The 16768-nt window shown below is 67.3% G+C and carries 16 protein-coding genes; 6 read left to right on the top strand and 10 right to left on the bottom strand.

What is annotated here, in order from left to right; genetic code table 11:
• Positions 1 to 18: 18 nt before the first annotated feature.
• Positions 19 to 2232, bottom strand: coding sequence for a molybdopterin cofactor-binding domain-containing protein (locus Q0316_RS02340; RefSeq protein WP_298669131.1), 2214 nt, complete (start codon positions 2230 to 2232; stop codon positions 19 to 21).
• 45 nt (positions 2233 to 2277) lie between these two features.
• Positions 2278 to 3975, bottom strand: a complete 1698-nt coding sequence (locus Q0316_RS02335; RefSeq protein ID WP_298669129.1) for a class I adenylate-forming enzyme family protein — start codon at positions 3973 to 3975, stop codon at positions 2278 to 2280.
• A gap of 65 nt (positions 3976 to 4040) precedes the next feature.
• Between Q0316_RS02335 and lgt the strand changes: the two genes are divergently transcribed.
• The 4 genes from lgt (at position 4041) to pgeF (ending at position 7235) form a co-directional block, all read left to right on the top strand.
• Positions 4041 to 4922, top strand: a complete 882-nt coding sequence (lgt, locus tag Q0316_RS02330; protein ID WP_298669127.1) for a prolipoprotein diacylglyceryl transferase — start codon at positions 4041 to 4043, stop codon at positions 4920 to 4922.
• A gap of 86 nt (positions 4923 to 5008) precedes the next feature.
• A complete protein-coding gene (locus tag Q0316_RS02325) occupies positions 5009 to 5962 on the top strand; it encodes an SAM-dependent methyltransferase (RefSeq protein ID WP_298669398.1) in 954 nt (317 codons plus the stop codon).
• A complete protein-coding gene (locus tag Q0316_RS02320) occupies positions 5959 to 6474 on the top strand; it encodes a GNAT family N-acetyltransferase (RefSeq protein ID WP_298669124.1) in 516 nt (171 codons plus the stop codon). Before Q0316_RS02325 ends, Q0316_RS02320 begins: the two co-directional genes overlap by 4 nt.
• Entirely contained in the window at positions 6471 to 7235 is a 765-nt protein-coding gene (gene pgeF / locus Q0316_RS02315; RefSeq protein WP_298669121.1) for a peptidoglycan editing factor PgeF, read from the top strand. Before Q0316_RS02320 ends, pgeF begins: the two co-directional genes overlap by 4 nt.
• A gap of 109 nt (positions 7236 to 7344) precedes the next feature.
• Here pgeF and hslU read toward each other — a convergent pair whose 3' ends face one another.
• Together hslU and hslV are read right to left on the bottom strand one after the other, a co-directional pair.
• Entirely contained in the window at positions 7345 to 8643 is a 1299-nt protein-coding gene (hslU, locus tag Q0316_RS02310) for an ATP-dependent protease ATPase subunit HslU (RefSeq protein ID WP_298669118.1), read from the bottom strand.
• Between the two features lie 30 nt (positions 8644 to 8673).
• On the bottom strand, positions 8674 to 9237 hold the full coding sequence (gene hslV, locus Q0316_RS02305) for an ATP-dependent protease subunit HslV (RefSeq protein WP_298669114.1): 564 nt from the start codon (positions 9235 to 9237) through the stop codon (positions 8674 to 8676).
• A 121-nt stretch (positions 9238 to 9358) separates the two neighbouring features.
• Between hslV and Q0316_RS02300 the strand changes: the two genes are divergently transcribed.
• Complete coding sequence (locus tag Q0316_RS02300) at positions 9359 to 10549, top strand: Yip1 family protein (protein ID WP_298669112.1); 1191 nt, start codon at positions 9359 to 9361, stop codon at positions 10547 to 10549.
• A gap of 20 nt (positions 10550 to 10569) precedes the next feature.
• Here Q0316_RS02300 and Q0316_RS02295 read toward each other — a convergent pair whose 3' ends face one another.
• The 3 genes from Q0316_RS02295 to Q0316_RS02285 form a co-directional block, all read right to left on the bottom strand.
• Complete coding sequence (locus Q0316_RS02295) at positions 10570 to 10977, bottom strand: holin family protein (RefSeq protein ID WP_298669109.1); 408 nt, start codon at positions 10975 to 10977, stop codon at positions 10570 to 10572.
• A gap of 17 nt (positions 10978 to 10994) precedes the next feature.
• Positions 10995 to 11534 (bottom strand): glycosyl hydrolase 108 family protein, encoded by a 540-nt coding sequence (locus Q0316_RS02290; RefSeq protein ID WP_298669107.1) that lies wholly within the window; start codon positions 11532 to 11534, stop codon positions 10995 to 10997.
• Positions 11535 to 11601: 67 nt separating this feature from the next.
• Entirely contained in the window at positions 11602 to 12927 is a 1326-nt protein-coding gene (locus tag Q0316_RS02285; RefSeq protein ID WP_298669104.1) for a dihydroorotase, read from the bottom strand.
• A gap of 45 nt (positions 12928 to 12972) precedes the next feature.
• On the opposite strand from Q0316_RS02285, the gene Q0316_RS02280 reads away from it, so the two are divergent.
• Positions 12973 to 13686: a folate-binding protein gene (locus Q0316_RS02280; RefSeq protein ID WP_298669101.1), complete on the top strand. Its 714-nt coding sequence runs from the start codon at positions 12973 to 12975 to the stop codon at positions 13684 to 13686.
• Here the strand turns inward: Q0316_RS02280 and Q0316_RS02275 are convergent.
• The 3 genes from Q0316_RS02275 to Q0316_RS02265 all read right to left on the bottom strand — a co-directional run.
• Positions 13669 to 14118 carry a VOC family protein gene (locus Q0316_RS02275; RefSeq protein ID WP_298669097.1) on the bottom strand — a complete coding sequence of 150 codons (450 nt, stop codon included), beginning with the start codon at positions 14116 to 14118 and terminating at the stop codon, positions 13669 to 13671. The two genes, Q0316_RS02280 and Q0316_RS02275, sit on opposite strands and share 18 nt — an antisense overlap.
• Entirely contained in the window at positions 14115 to 15416 is a 1302-nt protein-coding gene (locus Q0316_RS02270) for a UDP-glucose/GDP-mannose dehydrogenase family protein (RefSeq protein WP_298669094.1), read from the bottom strand. Before Q0316_RS02270 ends, Q0316_RS02275 begins: the two co-directional genes overlap by 4 nt.
• A 978-nt stretch (positions 15417 to 16394) precedes the next feature.
• Positions 16395 to 16768: OmpA family protein (locus Q0316_RS02265; RefSeq protein ID WP_298669091.1), on the bottom strand; the 374-nt coding region annotated here is incomplete at its 5' end.

The raw sequence follows: 16768 nt of genomic DNA, 5'->3' as shown, positions 1-16768 counted from the left end.
CCGGATGATCGACCGGCTTCACGCCACGCGCCCGAACGGCAGCGCACGTGGCCGCTTACCCGTGGCGGAACGCAGCGCATTGGCGACGGCGGGCGCGACCGCGACCATCCCGAGATCGCCCACCCCGCCCGGCTCCGCATTGCTCGCGATCAGTTCCACGGTGATATCGGGCATGTCCGCCAGCCGGGGCAGCGCCAGTTCGCCAAGGCGATGCGCGGTGATGAGATTGCGTTCGATCTGCACGCCGGCGGACGTGGCCGCCGCCACGCCGAAGATCAACCCGCCCTCGATCTGCTGGCGGATGATATCGGGGTTCACCTGCCGCCCGCAATCGACTGCCGCGACCAGCCGGGCGACGCGCGGGCGCCCATCCTCGCCCACTTCCGCCTCCGCCAGCACGGCGATGCAGCTTCCCGCCATGGTATGGCACGCAATGCCCTGCCCGCTGCCGTCGCCGCCGCCGTCCCACCCGCCCAGCGCCGCCGCCGTCGACAGGCACCGCGCCAGCCGCGCGTCGCCGCCGAGCATCCCGATGCGATACGACATCGGCTCCATCCCCGCGCGACGCGCCAGTTCGTCGATGAAGCTTTCGGTGAAGAAACAGGTATAGCCATGCGCCTGCCCGCGCAGATGGCCGGTGGAAAGGCCGATCGTGGCGGGGTGATGCTCGACGATGCAGCCCGGCAGGCGATAGGGCGGCAGCGCGCCCGCCACGGCATAGCCATCCGCCCCTTCGGGCAGCGCGAGCGCCGCCCTGACCAGCCGGTCGTCCGGCATCAGCCGCGCGGCGAGTTCGCGCCCGGTCGCCGGCGCCGCGATCTGCGCGCGCCAGCCGAGGATCGCACCGTTTGAAGACAGTCGCGCGGTCATTCGCGCCTTGGCCGGCGCACGGACGCGATCGCGCGCCAGCGCCTCACGCCGCGACCACATAAGCTGCACCGGGCGCTTGGCCTTCACCGCCAGCACCGCCGCCTGCGCTGCGGCATCGCATTCCAGCGCCGCGCCGAACGATCCGCCGATCAGCGTGGGGTGAAGGATCACCTCAGCGGGCGAAATACCGATCGCGCGCGCCGCCGCTTCGCGCGCGAGGCCCGACGCCTGCGTGCCGACCCACAATTCCAGCCGGTCACCATGGAACCAGGCGGTCGCGCAGGGCGGCTCGATCGCGGCATGGAAGGCGGGGGCGGCGGCATAATCAGCCACGATCAGCCCAGGCCCGCCCATCACCGGCGCGATATCGCCGATCGTCGCAAGGCGATGCCCCGGTCCTTTCAGCGCATCATCGAGCGCCGCCGCGATGCTCGCGTCGTCCACCACCGGCGCCTGCGTCTCGAAGCGCGGGGCAAGCGCGATCAGCGCGCGATCCGCCGCCCACCAGTTGCTCGCAAGCGCCGCGACCCAATGATCGCCCTCCACCACAGAAACCATGCCGCGCACCCGCTGCGCCGCCGCGCGGTTCACACGCACCAGCCGCGATGCGCCGATCGGCCCCTGCATGATGCTGGCGAACAGCATGTCGGGCAGCCGCACGTCGGCGGCGAAATTGGCCGAGCCGTCCACCTTCGCCGGCACGTCGAGCCGGGGCACCCCCCGGCCGGTGAGCCGCCCTTCCTCATCGACGCGGAGCGGCAATTCCCCCGGCAGATCGAACGCGACCGCCTCGACGGCCAGTTCGGCGAAGCGCAGCCGCCGCTTGCCCGCGACGACGAAGCCGGCTTGCGTCTCGCACGCCGTCCAGTCCACCCCCCAGCGCTTCGCCGCCGCCTTGCACAGCAGCACGCGCGCCGCCGCGCCGGCCTCGCGCAGCGCTGGCTCGAACATGCGGATCGAGGTGGAGCCGCCGGTCAGCATCAGCGCGCTGCGCACCGCATGTTCGCGGCGCAACGCGGCGGGGATGCGATCGAACGTGCCGGCGAACAATGTGTCGGCGGCCAGCGGATTGGCATAAAGCGGGTTGAGCGGCGCGGCCTCCACGCCCACGGTGCGCCAATCCGCGCCTAGCTCATCCGCGACGATCTGCGGCAGTGCGGTCCACGTGCCCTGCCCGTGTTCCGCTTGCGGCACCGCGACCGTCACCTGCCCGTCCGCGCCGATCTTCAGCCATGCGCCATAGATCGTCTCGCCCGGCGCGGCGGTGAGATTGGCGCGATAGCTGCGCGGCCACGCCGCCCACGCCACGATCAGCCCCGTTCCCGCCCCGCCGGCGATGAGCAAATTGCGTCGAGTGACCATCGCGCGGGCCTTAGGGCCTATCGCCCGGCAGCGGAAGCGACCTGCTCAGGCCATTTCGGCAGCGGCCAGCGCGCGATATTTCGCGCGGAGCGTCACCTTGTCGATCTTCTCTGTGCCAAGCCGGGGAAGCGGATCGGCCACCACCCAGATGCGCGCCGGCACCTTGAACGCGGCGATATGCTGGAGGAGGAACGCGGCAAGCGCATCCGCCGTCAGCGTCCTGCCCTCCGCCGGCAGCACGACCGCGCCGGGCACCTCGCCGAACTTCTCATCCGCCAGCCCGAACACCGCCGCCTCGGCCACATCGGGATGCTCGTACAACGCCGCCTCAACCTCCTGGCAGCTGATATTCTCGCCACCGCGGATGATGATATCCTTCTTGCGATCGACGATGAACAGATAGCCCTCCGGATCGAGGTAACCGATATCGCCGGTGCGGAAATAACCATCGGCAGTGAAGGCTTCGGCGGTCGCCTGCGGATTGCCCCAGTAACGCTCGAAATTGGCGACCGAACGGATGCACACCTCGCCACGCTGCCCCTCTGCCACCGGAGCGCCCGCATCGTCGAGGATCGCGAGATCGACCAGCGGCGGAGACGGGCGGCCCGCCGAATTGGGCTTGGCGAGATAATTGCCGCGCCAGTTGCCGGTGCCGACGCCGTTGGTTTCGGTGAGGCCATAGCCGATCAGCGGCGCGCCCTGCATCTCCTCATGAATGCGCCGCACGTGATCCACCGGGCGCGGCGCGCCGCCGGCGGCGATATCGGTCATCGTCGACAGATCGTATTTGTGGCGGTTGGGATGGGTAAGCATCTCGAAGCTCATCAGCGGCACACCGACGAAATAGGTGATCTTCTCCTTTTCAATCAGCCGCATCGCCTCCTCCGCATCCCATTTCGGCATCAGCACCAGCTTGCGCCCGATCGCGAAGGACTGGAGCATCACCGGCACCTCGGCGGTGACGTGGAACAACGGCACGTTGAGCAGGGTGGACGGCTGGAGCGCGCTCACCTCGCCTTCCTCAGTCGCAATGGCGAGCATCATCATCGCCGACGCGAGATAGTTGAACACGCCCTGCACCACCTGACGATGGGTGGAGAGCGCGCCCTTCGACTGGCCGGTGGAGCCGGAGGTGAACAGGATCGTCGCGAAATCGTCCGGGCCGATCTCGGGCAGCGCGGTGCCATCCGCCTGCGCGGCGATATCCGCCAGCGCTGCCGGCAGGCGCTTAGTATCGTCGAAGGTGACGACCTTCGCCTTCAGCCCGTCGATCGCCGCCAGCCGCGCGGCGCGCGGCGCATCCGCGAAGACGAGGCCGCATTCGACATCATCGATCCCGTCGCGCAGCTCGTCCGATTGCCACCAGCCGTTGAGCAGCGTCACCGTGCCGCCCGCGATCAGCACGCCCATGTAGAGCGCGATCCATGACGGCGAATTGCGTGCCGCGATGCCGACGCGATCGCCCTTCTTCACGCCCAGCCCGCCGACCAGCCCGGCGGCGACCTGCTGCGCGACCGCATGGACTTCGCCGAAGGTCAGCCGCTCCTCGCCCGCGATCAGAAATTCCGCCCCGGCGTGTTGCGCGCTGAAGAACGCCAGATAGGCGGTGAGCGTGGGCGGGGCCGCCGCGATCGTCGGCAGCTTGCGCCCGAATCGCTCGATCTCACCAAGCGCGAGTTGCCCGCCCTCCCCGGTCATCGCGGCAAGCGCCGCGTCCATCTTCAGGTCAAGCTCGGTCTTCATGCGTCTCTCCGCTTGGTCTTGCTTCTTTCGCCCACTATGCAGGGGCGACGCACGAGGGGAAAGCCTTGATCCTGTCTTTGTTAGCCGAGGCCGCCGGCCATATCCGTTTCACCGATCTGGGCCTGCACCCGGATGTGTTCTCGATCGGCTTCTTCACCCTGCGCTGGTACAGCCTCGCCTATATCGCCGGGATCGTCATCGGCTGGTGGTATCTGCTGAAGCTGCTTGCCCAGCCCGGCGCGCCAATGGCGCGGCGCCACGCCGACGATCTAGTGTTCTACGCGACCCTTGGCATCATCCTTGGCGGGCGGATCGGCTATGTGCTGTTCTACGCCCCCGAAATGATCCTCCACCCGATCCGCATCCTGAGGCTGTGGGACGGCGGCATGAGCTTCCACGGCGGGGTGATCGGCACAACGATCGGGATCATCCTGTTCGCGCGGAAAAACGGGCTGAACTGGCTGCGCATCCATGATTATGTGGCGTGCGCCGCGCCATTCGGCCTGTTCTTCGGGCGGCTCGCCAATTTCGTAAACGGCGAATTGTGGGGCAAGCCGAGCGACGTGCCATGGGCGATCGTTTTCCCGCATACCGTGCCGCCCGGCATGATCGAGCCCGCGCGCCATCCGAGCCAGCTTTATGAGGCGGGGCTGGAGGGCGCATTGCTATTCGCGATCCTGTGGTTCTTCTTCTGGCGGACCAAGGCGCGCTACGAGCCGGGCAAGCTCGTCGGCATCTTCGTGCTCGGCTACGGGATCGCCCGCTTCTTCGTGGAATTCTTCCGCGAGCCGGATTCGCAGTTCGCCGGCACGTTCTTCGCCACGACGATCCATATGGGCCAGCTTCTCTGCCTGCCGATGATCGCGGGCGGGCTGTGGCTGATCCTCACCGCGCGCGGACGCCGGAATCGCGTCGAACCGATCGCCGGGAGCGACAGCGTAGCGTGAGCGGAGACGCCGAAGACACCTCGCCGCTGCCCGAGCGGCTGGCGCGCGCGATCACGCTTGGCGGGCCGATCCCGGTCAGTCAGTATATGGCCGCCGCCAACGCGCATTATTACGCGACACGCGATCCCCTGGGCGCGGGCGGCGATTTCACCACCGCGCCCGAGATCAGCCAGATGTTCGGCGAACTGATCGGCCTGTGGTGCGCCGATCTGTGGAATCGCGCCGGGCGGCCCGACGTGGCGTGGGCGGAGCTTGGGCCGGGGCGCGGGACGCTCGCGGCGGACGCGTTGCGCGCGATGGCAAAGGCCGAGTTCACCCCGCCGGTGCATTTCGTCGAGACCAGCCCCACATTGCGCGCCGAACAGGCAAAGCGCGTGCCGCACGCGACCTGGCATGACGATGTGGAGGATCTGCCAGCCGATCGCCCGCTGCTGATCGTCGCCAACGAATTCTTCGATGCGCTGCCGATCCGCCAGCTCGTCCGCGCGCGCGCCGGGTGGCACGAACGGCTCGTCGCCTGTCAGGACACGATGTTCCTGCCGATCGCGGGCAAGCAGGTGCCCGATGAAGTGATCCCCGCGCACCTGCGCGACGCGCCGCCGGGCGCGATCATCGAGACATCGCCCGCTTCGGTTGGCATCATGCGGGTGCTGGCGGCGCGGATCGTGGCGCAGGGCGGCGCGCTGCTCGCCATCGACTATGGCTATGAAGGCCCGGCGGTGGGCGACACGCTGCAGGCGGTGCGCGGCCATGCCTTTGCCAATCCGTTCGAGGAACCGGGCGAGCGCGATCTCACCGCGCATGTCGATTTCGCGACACTCGGGCTGGTCGGCCATGCCAGCGGCGCGGTGGCGAGCGGCCCGGTCGGGCAAGGCGCGTTCCTCCGCGCGCTCGGCATTGATGCGCGGACCACGGCATTGGCGCGCAAGGAAGAAAGCGTCCACGCGGACCGGGATCGGCTGGTCGACACGATGGGCACGCTGTTCAAGGTGCTTGGCCTGCGCCATGCCGGCTGGCCCGAACCCGCAGGATTCGCATGATCGAATATCGCCCCGCAACGCCCGCCGACGGCCCCGCGCTCGACGCGATGGCCCGCAAGATCTGGCTTGAGACGTTCGAACGCTTCACCGCGCCGGACAATATCGCGGCCTATTTCGCGGAAGCCTATGGGCCGGACGGCAAGCTGATCCGCGATCTTACCAACCCCGATGTGGCGTGGCGCATCGCCTGCGATCGCGGCGAGATCGTGGGTTATGCCAAGCTCACGCCGCCATTCCTCCCCGATCCGGCGATGACGCAGGGCGCGGCGCAGTTGAGCCAACTCTATGTCGCCGGCTCGCATCATGGCGCTGGCATCGCGCAGGCGCTGATGGCATGGGCGGCGGACACCGCGCGCGCAGGCGGCGCGACGGCCTTGCTGCTCACCGTGTTCGAGAAAAATCCGCGCGCGATCCGCTTTTACGAGAAGTTCGGCTTCGTCCACATCGGGGATTATGATTTCCCGGTCGGCGATCAGGTGGATCGCGATCTCATCATGCGGCTTGCGCTGTGAGCGCGGTCGAGGTCAATCGCGCCACGGCGCTTGCCGGGGTGGCGCACGGCTTTCTCGGGCGGCGCGGGGGCGTCTCGACCGGGCTGCACGACGGGCTGAATGTCGGCACCGGGTCCGCCGACGAAGCCGACGCGATTGCCGAAAACCGCCGCCGCGCGACCGCCGCCGTGCTGCCCGCCGCGACATTGGTGACGCTTTATCAGGTCCATTCGGCGGAATGCGTTACGGTGTGCGCGCCGTTCGATCACGCGCTGCGCCCACATGCCGACGCGCTGGTGACGGATCGGCCGGGCCTCGCGCTCGGCGTGCTGACGGCGGATTGCGCGCCGGTGCTGCTGGCGGATCGCGAGGCGGGCGTGGTCGGCGCGGCGCACGCCGGCTGGAAGGGCGCGCTCGCCGGGGTCACCGACACGACGATCCTCGCGATGGAGGCGCTGGGCGCGCGGCGCGATCGGATCGCGGCGGCGGTCGGCCCGTGCATCGCGCGCACCAGTTATGAGGTCGATCTCGCCTTTCGCCATCGCTTCGAGCAGGCGGATGCGCAGAACGAGCGTTTCTTCGCCGACGGGCGCGCGGGCCACGCGCAATTCGATCTGGAAGCCTATGTCGCGCACCGGCTCGCCGCCGCCGGGCTGACGCGGATCGAGACGCTCGGGCTGGACACCTATGCCGACCCGGCACGCTTCTTCAGCTACCGCCGCGCGACGCATCGCGGCGAGCCGGATTATGGCCGGCAAATCGCGATCATCGGAATCCGGTGAACATCTTAAAGCCCCTCCCCTTCAGGGGAGGGGTTGGGGTGGGGCAGTCAAAGGCATCGGTCTCGGTGAGACATCCCCCACCCCCTGAAGGAGAGGGGCTTACTGGCGGCTACAGCACGAACCGGCTGAGATCGGTGTTGCGCGCGATGCTTGCTAGTTGCTTTTCGACATAAGCGGCGTCGATCGTCAGCGTCGCGCCGGCGCGATCCTCCGCGTCGAAGCTCACCTCCTCCAGCAGCTTTTCCATCACCGTCTGGAGCCGGCGCGCGCCGATATTCTCGATCTCGCTGTTCACCTCCGCCGCGATCCGCGCCACCGCGCGCACCCCTTCGGGCGTGAAGTCGATCGTCACGCCCTCGGTATCGAGCAGCGCCTTATATTGCGCGGGGAGCGAGGCCTTGGTGTCGGAAAGGATCGCGACGAAATCCTCCTCGGTCAGCCCCTGCAACTCGACGCGGATCGGCAATCGCCCCTGAAGCTCGGGCAGCAGGTCGCTCGGCTTGGCGACGTGAAACGCGCCGGAGGCGATGAACAGGATATGATCCGTCTTCATCGGCCCGTATTTGGTCGAAACCGTCGTGCCTTCGATCAGCGGCAACAGATCGCGCTGCACGCCTTCGCGGCTGACGCTGCCGCCGCGCACATCGCTCACCGCGATCTTGTCGATCTCGTCGAGAAAGACGATCCCGTTCGCCTCCGCATCGGCCAGCGCGACCCGGCTCACCTCATCCTGATCGAGCCTTTTGTCGGCCTCCTCCTCGACCAGCTTTTCCCACGCCGCCGGCACGGTCAGCTTGCGCCGCTTGGCCTGCCCGCCGCCGAACGCCTTGCCCATCATCTCGGACAAGTTAATCATGCCCATCGAGCCGCCGCCGGGCAGTTCGAACGGCATCTGCGGCGCCTGTTGCAGTTCCAGTTCGATCTCGGTGTGTTCGAGGTGCCCGTCGCGGAAACGCTGGCGGAAGCTCTCGCGGGTCGCCTGGCTCGCATCCTTGCCGACCAGGGCATCGAGCAGGCGCGCCATCGCGGCCTCCTCCGCCTTGTCCTTCACGGCGTTGCGACGGCGCTCCCGCTCCAGCCGCACCGCTTCCTCGACCAGATCGCGCGCGATCTGCTCCACATCGCGCCCGACATAGCCGACCTCGGTGAACTTGGTCGCCTCCACCTTCACGAACGGCGCATCGGCCAGCCTGGCTAGGCGGCGGCTGATCTCGGTCTTGCCGCAGCCGGTCGGGCCGATCATCAGGATGTTCTTCGGCGTCACCTCATCGCGCAATTCCGGGCTGAGCTTCTGCCGGCGCCAGCGGTTGCGCAACGCCACCGCCACGGCGCGCTTCGCATCGCGCTGGCCGATGATATGCGCGTCGAGCGCGGCGACGATCGCCTTGGGCGTCAGATTGTCGTTCATTGCTGTCTTTCGTGAAGGTGAAAGGGGGCGTCAGGCGGCGCTGTCGAGCGTTTCCACCACCAACCGCTCGTTGGTGAAGACGCACAAATCGGCGGCGATCTTCATCGCCTTGCGCGCAGCCGTTTCCGCATCCTTTTCATATTCGGCCAGCGCACGCGCGGCGGCGAGCGCGAAATTGCCGCCCGATCCGATCGCGGCGATGCCTTCCTCCGGCTCCAGCACGTCGCCGTTCCCGGTCAGGATCAGCGTCACGTCCTTGTCGGCGACGATCATCATCGCTTCCAGATTGCGGAGATATTTGTCGGTGCGCCAATCCTTCGCCAGTTCCACCGCCGCGCGCATCAAATGCCCCTGATGCCGCTCCAGCTTGGCCTCCAGCCGCTCGAACAGCGTGAAGGCGTCGGCGGTCGCGCCGGCGAACCCGCCGATCACCTTGCCGTCCGCGCCGAGCGTGCGGACCTTGCGCGCATTGGGCTTCATCACGGTGTTGCCCATCGAGACCTGGCCGTCCCCGGCCACCACCACCTTGCCGCCGCGCCGGATCGACAGGATCGTCGTACCATGCCACACAGGCATGCTGTTTTCGTTGCTCATGGCGCCGCATATGGTGCGGCGGCGCGGACGCCGCAATCTCCCGTCCGCGCTGTCGCATTGATCCTATCCCTCGCCGCGCGTGCAACGCAGGATCAGCGCAATGGGAAGGAGGGGATAACCAATGACAAGCCAATTCCCGCAGGACCGCGCCACCTCACTGATCGAACGCGCGAAACGGATCATTCTGCAACCCAGGGACGAGTGGGCCGCGATCGACGCCGAACCGATGACGGTGAAGGGGATCATCACCGGCTGGGCGGTGCCGCTCGCCGCGATCGGGCCGATCGCCGGGCTGATCGGCAGCCTGACGTTCGGCTACAGCCTGTTCGGCATAACCTATCGCCCCTCGATCGGCGGCGCGGTGACGACCGCGATCGTATCCTATGCGCTGGCGTTGCTGGGCGTGTGGGTGATCTCGCTCATCATCGACGCGCTGGCGCCGACCTTCGGCGGCACGAAAAACCCGGTCGCGTCGATGAAGGTCGCCGCCTTTTCGATGACCGCCGGGTGGCTGGCGGGCATATTTCAGATCATCCCGATGATGGCGTTCCTCGGGCTTGTCGGGATTTACAGCCTCTATCTGCTCTATCTCGGCCTCCCGCGCTTGATGAAAGCGCCGGAGGACAAGGCATTGGGCTATACCGTGGCGACGATCGTGGCCGCGATCGTGGTGATGGTCGTCATCTCTTTCGCCACCACCGCGCTCACGTCAAGCCTGATCCGCCCGGCATTCAACGCGGGCACGATGGGCGGCGCCGTCTCGGTGCCCGGCGTCGGCTCGGTCGATCTTGGCAAACTCGATGCCGCGAGCAAGCAGATGGAGGCAGCCGCCAACAAGATGGCCGCCGGCGCCCAATCCGGTACCCCCACCGCGCTTACCCCGACGGCGACGCTGCAAGGCTTCCTCCCGGCAACGATCGGCGGCTGGAAGCGCGGCGATATCGAAACCGCAAGCGGCGGCGCCGGCGGCATCGGCGGATCCAAGGCCGAAGCGCGCTATACGCTTGGCAATGACACGATCACGCTGTCGGTGGCGGATGTTGCGGCGATGGGCGCGCTCGCCGGCCTCGGGCAGGCGCTCAACGTCCAGTCGAACCGCGAGACGAAGGACGGGTATGAGCGCACCGCCACCATCGATGGCCGGATGACCACCGAAAAGTGGGACGGCGCATCACGCAACGGCGAATATAACGTGATCGTCGGCAATCGCTTCGCCGTTTCCGCCGAAGGCTCCGCGCCCGATGCGGCGGCGTTCAAGGCGATCGTCTCCGCGGTCGATCTCGGCAAGCTGGATGCGCTGGCGAAGAACTGATGGCGCGGGCGAAGGGCGCCTCAGCGTCCCTTCGCCTTCCCCCATTCGCGCGCCACGGTATAGCCAAGATAGCCGGTGCCGAACAACGCGTAGAGCGGCTCGGGGATGCCGTTGAGATAGGCGTTCATTCCCTGCCCGATCGCGACAGCCCATGCCGGGCGGAATGCCGCGATCACCCCCATCGGGATCGACCACAACAGCAAGACATACATTACATAGAGGAAGCTCGGGCGCGCGCGGCTGGTCCATGGATCGGCGGAATTGGCCTCGGCCAGCACCGCCGTCATCTGCGCCTTGATGCGCTCCAGTTCCTGCGTCCCGTCCAGCCGCAGCAATTCCAGCTTCGCCGCCTCGCGCGCGGTGGGATCGGGGATCAGCCGGTCGAGCAAACCCGCCACGGGCGCGATGATTCCGTCGAGCAACGCCATAACGTCTCTCCCCAGGATCAGCCCAGCCGGTTCGCGAGCCAGCCGTAAAGAAACGCCTCATTGGCGGGGCGACTTTCGGCAAGCGCCATGTAGCGCGCGCCCTGCAGCGCCTCCAGCGCCTTGACCAGCACCTTCTCGCCCGCCGCACCGCGCTTCGCGACGAAGCCGTCAAGCGCGCCGAGCGTGCGCGGGCCGATCGCCCCGTCAACCGCGATATCGGGATAATCGGTCGCGCCGCGATTGAGCGCGTTGAGCACGCGCTGAAGGAATTTGCTCGCGACCGCTGGCCCCATGTTGACGCCGGTGTCGAACAATTCCGCCGCGACCAGCGGCACCCGCGTCGCGACGCGATCAAAACCCGGCTTCTGCCAATAAAGCCGGCGATAGATCGTCACCGCCATCGCGCGCGGCAATCCGCGCATGTCGCCGGTGTAACCGTTGGTGCGCGCCACTTTCTCGGTGATGCCCCAGCGCGTCGCGCCGCCGCGATCCGCCTTGTTATTGGCATAGCCGCCCTCGCGGCCGATCACCTCGTCAATCAGGTCGTCGATATCCATATGCTGCCCTTTCGCATCGGGAAAGGCGGCACCATCTAACCTGATTGGTTCATGTAGGACAGTAAAATTATCCGAAATCTATCGAATCGAACCGGATCGGCGCCCCCTGTGGTGCGTCGCCAAGGCTATCCTCCCACATCGCCACCGTGCCGCGGATGATCGTGCCGATCGCCTTGCCGGTCAGTTCCATGCCGGTGAACGGGGACCAGCCGCAGCGCGAGGCGAGCCATTTGTCGTCCACCGTCCAGCGTTTCTTGAGATCGACGATCGTGAAATCGGCGTCATAGCCCGCCGCGATCCGCCCCTTGCCGGCGATCCCGAAGATGCGTTGCGCGCCCGCGCTCGTCAGGTCGATCACTCGGCGCAGCGACAGCCTGCCCTGCGCCGCATGATCGAGCAGCAGCGGCAGCAGCGTCTGCACGCCGGGCATCCCGCTCGGCGAAGCGGGGTAGGGCTTCGATTTTTCCTCCAGCGTGTGCGGCGCGTGATCCGATCCGATCACATCGGGCACACCCTGATTGAGCCAGTGCCACAGCCCGTCGCGATGCGCAGCCGATCGGATCGGCGGATTCATCTGCGCCAGCGTGCCGAGCCGCGGATAGGCATCCTCCCCCGCCAGCGTCAGGTGCTGCGGCGTCACCTCGCAAGAGGCGATGTCCTTGTGCCGCGAGAGCAGCTCCAGTTCGGCGGGGGTGGTGACATGGAGCACATGGATACGCCGCCGCGCTTCCCGCGCGAGCTTCAGGATGCGTCGCGTCGCGAGGATCGCGCTCTCGTCGTCGCGCCACACCGGATGGCTGGACGGATCGCCCGCGACGCGCTCGTCGGCGCGCGCGTTCATGCGATCCTCGTCCTCGGCGTGGATCGCGACGCGGCGATGGCCCGATGCCAGCACCTCGGCCAGCCGCGCATCCTCGCTGACCAGCAGATCGCCGGTCGACGCGCCCATGAAGATCTTCACGCCGGCGGTGCCCGGCAGCCGCTCCAACTCGGCCAGATCGCGCGCATTATGGTTGGTCGCGCCAACGTAGAAAGCGTGGTCGCACCACATCCGCCCCTTCGCGCGGGCAAGCTTGTCGGCGATCGCATCGGCGCTGTCGGTATTGGGCTTGGTGTTCGGCATCTCGAACACGCCGGTCACGCCGCCCATCACCGCAGACAGGCTGCCGGTGGCGAGATCCTCCTTATGCTCCAGCCCCGGCTCGCGGAAATGGACCTGGGTGTCGATCACGCCGGGGAGGATATCGAGCCCGGCGCAGTCGATCGTCCGCCCGGCATCACCGCTCGCGCCGATCGCCACGATCTTGCCGTCACGCACGCCGACATCCGCCGCGATCGGGCCGCCCGGCGTATGCACGATGCCGTTCACCAGCTTGAGATCATAGGTCGTCATCGTTCAGCCCTTCCGTCGCCCGCTCAGCCTCCCTAACTGTGAGGCATGAGCGATACCACCCCAACCATGCTGGCGGACCGCGCCGTGATCCGCATTTCCGGCGAGGATGTGCGCGGCTTCCTGCAAGGGCTGGTAACGAACGATGTGTCCGGTCCGCTCCCGATATGGGCCGGGCTGCTCACGCCGCAGGGCAAGGCGCTGTTCGATTTCCTGTTGTGGGAGGATGGCGCGGACGTGCTGGTCGATTGCGCCGCCGCACAGGCGGGTGCGCTGATCCGGCGGCTGTCGCTCTATCGCCTGCGCCGCGCGATCGCCATCGCGCGCGATGATTCGCTGGCGGTGCACTGGAGCCCTGACGGCGATCATGGCGCGCCCGATCCGCGCCTCGCCGCGCTCGGTCGCCGCTGGATCGGCGCGCCCGGCGCGGCGGTGGACGGCTGGCTCGCGCACCGCCTGTCGCTCGGCGTAACCGAGGGGATCGACGAACTGGGCGACGGCACGACGCTCTGGCTGGAATGCAACGCGGGCGAGTTGAACGGCGTCAGCTACACCAAGGGCTGCTATGTCGGGCAGGAGAATACCGCGCGGATGCACCATCGCGCCAAGGTCAACCGCCGCCTTGTCGTCGCCCCGATCGGCGCGCCGGGCGAGCGCACCCGCGCCAGCTATCCCGCGCTTGGGCTGATGATCGAGCATCGCCGGGTAGAGGCGCTGGGCGACGCGATCATCCCCGACTGGCTGTCACCCGCGCTCGGCTGACGGGCGATCCGCATCATTGGGCCACAGCCCCGGCGTCGCCAGTTCGAGGATATGGCCGTCAGGGTCTTTGAAATAGATGCTCGTGCCGCCACGCGGCCAGTGCATTTCGCCCAGTACCGTCACGCCCGCCGCGGCGAGATGCGCGCGCCATGGCTCCAGCGCGTCGCCCGCGATCGCAAAGGCCATGTGCAGCGGCCCGCGCCCGTCATGGCCCGGCACGATCCCGCGTTCATTCCGCACATCGTGCGTCGCGCCGCCTTGCGGGAACAGCAGCAGCACGCCGCCGCTCCCGGCGTCGAATGCGGTCAGCCGCGCGCTCTCCACCATGATTGCGAGGCCCAGCGTCTCGCTGAAGAACGCCACCGATCGCGCCATGTCGGAGACGTAGAGCGAGGTCTCCAGCAGGCCCGCGATCGGCGGCGGGGCGCTCACCGGCCGATCGCCGTATAGGAGAAGCCCGCCCGCTCGGCTTCGTCCCGATCATAGATGTTGCGCAGATCGACGAGCACCGGCGATGCCATCGTGCCGGCCAGCCGCTTCAGATCGAGCGCGCGAAACACATCCCATTCGGTGACGATCACCACCGCATCGGCGCCCGCCGCCGCGTCATAGGCATCGGCGCAATAAGTGATATCGGGCATCACCGCCCGCGCCGTCTCCGCGCCCTCGGGATCATAGCCACGGACATTGACGCCGGCATCGCTCAGCGCCTGGACGATCGCGATCGAGGGCGCATCGCGCATGTCGTCGGTATTGGGCTTGAAGGTGAGGCCAAGCACCGCGACCGTCTTGCCGCGCGGTTCGCCGTCCAGCACCCCCAGCACCTTGCGCCCCATCGCGCGCTTGCGGGCATCGTTCACCTGCACCACCGCCTCGACGATCCGCACCGGGCTTTCGAAATCCTCGGCGGTCTTGAGCAGCGCGAGCGTATCCTTGGGAAAGCACGAGCCGCCATAGCCCGGCCCGGCATGGAGGAACTTGCGCCCGATGCGATTGTCCAACCCGATGCCGCGCGCCACATCGCGCACATCGGCGCCCACCGCCTCGCACAGATCCGCCATCTCGTTGATGAAGGTGATCTTGGTCGCGAGGAACGCGTTGGCGGCATATTTGGTCAGTTCGGCGGTGCGCCGCCCGGTGAACAGGATCGGGCTTTCACCAAGATAGAGCGGGCGATAGACCTCCCGCATCACCGCCCTGGCGCGTTCGTCATCGGTGCCGATCACGATCCGGTCCGGTCGCTTGAAATCGCCGATCGCAGCGCCTTCGCGCAGGAATTCGGGATTTGAAACCACCGCGAAATCGCCGTCCGGGCGCGCATCGCGCAGAATCTGTTCGACGCGATCGCCGGTGCCGACCGGAACGGTCGACTTGTTGATAACCACCAGCGGCCCTGTCGCCGCGCGCGCGATTTCCTCCGCCGCCGCATAGACGTAGCTCAGGTCCGCATGGCCGTCGCCACGCCGCGATGGCGTGCCCACCGCGATGAACACAGCATCCGCCCCCGCCACGCCCGCAGCAAGGTCCGTCGTGAAGGCCAGTCGCCCCGCCGCGACATTGCCGGCGACAAGCTGTTCCAGCCCCGGCTCGAAAATCGGCATCCGCCCGGCGAGCAGTGATTCGATCTTGTCCGCCGCCTTGTCCACACAGGTCACGCTATGACCGAAATCGGCGAAGCACGCGCCGGAGACCAATCCGACATAGCCTGAGCCGATCATCGTGATGCGCATCTGAACTCCCTTCGGTGAGGCTTGCTAGCTTTGCGCCTCTAAAGTCTCCGTCGTCAAACGCCACTAATAACCGTGGGCCGCCCCCTTCGCGTAACCCTGCGAGTGTCGTTGCGGACGGTTCCACATGGCATGTGCCGGAGCAGGCCGCGCCAAATCGGAAGCGCCTGCCCCTTTTTCTCGTCCCCGCGCGGCGCGAGCGGCACCCGCATCCCGCCCCATGTTTCCGCGCCGGATAGCCGTCGCGTCGCTGACACATAGGAAAATCGGGCACATTTTGACGGGGTGTGCCGGGCCGGATTGTCTTTTCGGCCATGACGGCTCGAAGTGCCCGGTCGCCAGCGGCGCGAGAGTCGCGGATGGAAGCGCGGGAAATCGCGGATCACGCCGATCGGAACTGAAGGTCGACCCGGCCTGCGCTGCGTGTGGCGCTCCTCTTGCGCCGGGGTCGATGGCGCGCATAATCGAAGCGGGCTGACATACCCACTGGCGCGGCGCCCGGCGCAGTGGCTGCCGCGCCCCACCCCTTGCCGCATCAGGCGATACCCGGTGCTCGAACCCGCTCGAAATCCTTGACGGCGCGCCAGTATATGCGGACGGCCCATTGGGGATACGCTGACGAGCCTATGTTGCGCCACGAGCCCCGGCCCCGAACTCCGGCCTCAGCACGGATATGTAGCGGGAGGTGCATTGGCCAAACGGGCCGGCGCGGCATCGACAGATGAATTTCGGCGATGCTGAGGGTCGAAACCGGCGCGACCGACATCTGCGATCAACGCTGCGACGTATCGGCGCGATCGGGGCCGGGTCATTTCCCATCGAACGGGCCGACGTGAGGCAACGCTTCGATCGCGTGATGCCCGTCCGCTAATCCAAAACCTCGACGGGATCGCCCCGGATCGCCGCGTCGCCAGTCGCCCCGCACAAAAATAGGGAGGCCGGCAATGCCGACCTCCCGATCTTTTCGTCTGATGGACGATCTTAGCGGCCGGAACCCGGACCGTAAGTGATCTCCACGCGACGGTTCTGCACTTCGCGGACGCCATCGGCGGTCTGCACGCGCAGGTGCGTCTTGCCGAACGCCTGGGTCGCGATGACGCCTTCCGGGATCGACTTCGACGTCAGATACGCCTTCACCGAGTCCGCGCGACGCTGCGACAGGCCCATGTTGTACTTCGCCGAACCCGAGGTGTCGGTGAAGCCCGCAACCATGACCTGCGCATTGCCGCAGCTCTGGTACTGGGTGACGGCGTTGTCGAGAATCGACGCTGCTTCCGGCGTAACGTCCGACTTGTCCCATTCGAAGAAGACAATGAACGGACCCGGCGAGCACACCACTTCCGGCGGCGGCGGCG

It is taken from the genome of uncultured Sphingomonas sp. (assembly GCF_937871615.1).
Taxonomy (GTDB): domain Bacteria; phylum Pseudomonadota; class Alphaproteobacteria; order Sphingomonadales; family Sphingomonadaceae; genus Sphingomonas.
Note: the sequence above shows the minus strand (reverse complement) of the source record. Positions and strands in the feature narration are given on the sequence as shown.

What these genes read in the sequence shown, in the direction of transcription:
- Q0316_RS02340 (WP_298669131.1), bottom strand. Translation starts at nt 2,232, where the DNA reads ATGGTCACTCGACGCAATTTGCTCATCGCCGGCGGGGCGGGAACGGGG.
- Q0316_RS02335 (WP_298669129.1), bottom strand. Translation starts at nt 3,975, where the DNA reads ATGAAGACCGAGCTTGACCTGAAGATGGACGCGGCGCTTGCCGCGATG.
- Q0316_RS02325 (WP_298669398.1), top strand. Translation starts at nt 5,009, where the DNA reads ATGGCCGCCGCCAACGCGCATTATTACGCGACACGCGATCCCCTGGGC.
- Q0316_RS02320 (WP_298669124.1), top strand. Translation starts at nt 5,959, where the DNA reads ATGATCGAATATCGCCCCGCAACGCCCGCCGACGGCCCCGCGCTCGAC.
- hslU (WP_298669118.1), bottom strand. Translation starts at nt 8,643, where the DNA reads ATGAACGACAATCTGACGCCCAAGGCGATCGTCGCCGCGCTCGACGCG.
- hslV (WP_298669114.1), bottom strand. Translation starts at nt 9,237, where the DNA reads ATGAGCAACGAAAACAGCATGCCTGTGTGGCATGGTACGACGATCCTG.
- Q0316_RS02300 (WP_298669112.1), top strand. Translation starts at nt 9,359, where the DNA reads ATGACAAGCCAATTCCCGCAGGACCGCGCCACCTCACTGATCGAACGC.
- Q0316_RS02295 (WP_298669109.1), bottom strand. Translation starts at nt 10,977, where the DNA reads ATGGCGTTGCTCGACGGAATCATCGCGCCCGTGGCGGGTTTGCTCGAC.
- Q0316_RS02290 (WP_298669107.1), bottom strand. Translation starts at nt 11,534, where the DNA reads ATGGATATCGACGACCTGATTGACGAGGTGATCGGCCGCGAGGGCGGC.
- Q0316_RS02285 (WP_298669104.1), bottom strand. Translation starts at nt 12,927, where the DNA reads ATGACGACCTATGATCTCAAGCTGGTGAACGGCATCGTGCATACGCCG.
- Q0316_RS02280 (WP_298669101.1), top strand. Translation starts at nt 12,973, where the DNA reads ATGAGCGATACCACCCCAACCATGCTGGCGGACCGCGCCGTGATCCGC.
- Q0316_RS02270 (WP_298669094.1), bottom strand. Translation starts at nt 15,416, where the DNA reads ATGCGCATCACGATGATCGGCTCAGGCTATGTCGGATTGGTCTCCGGC.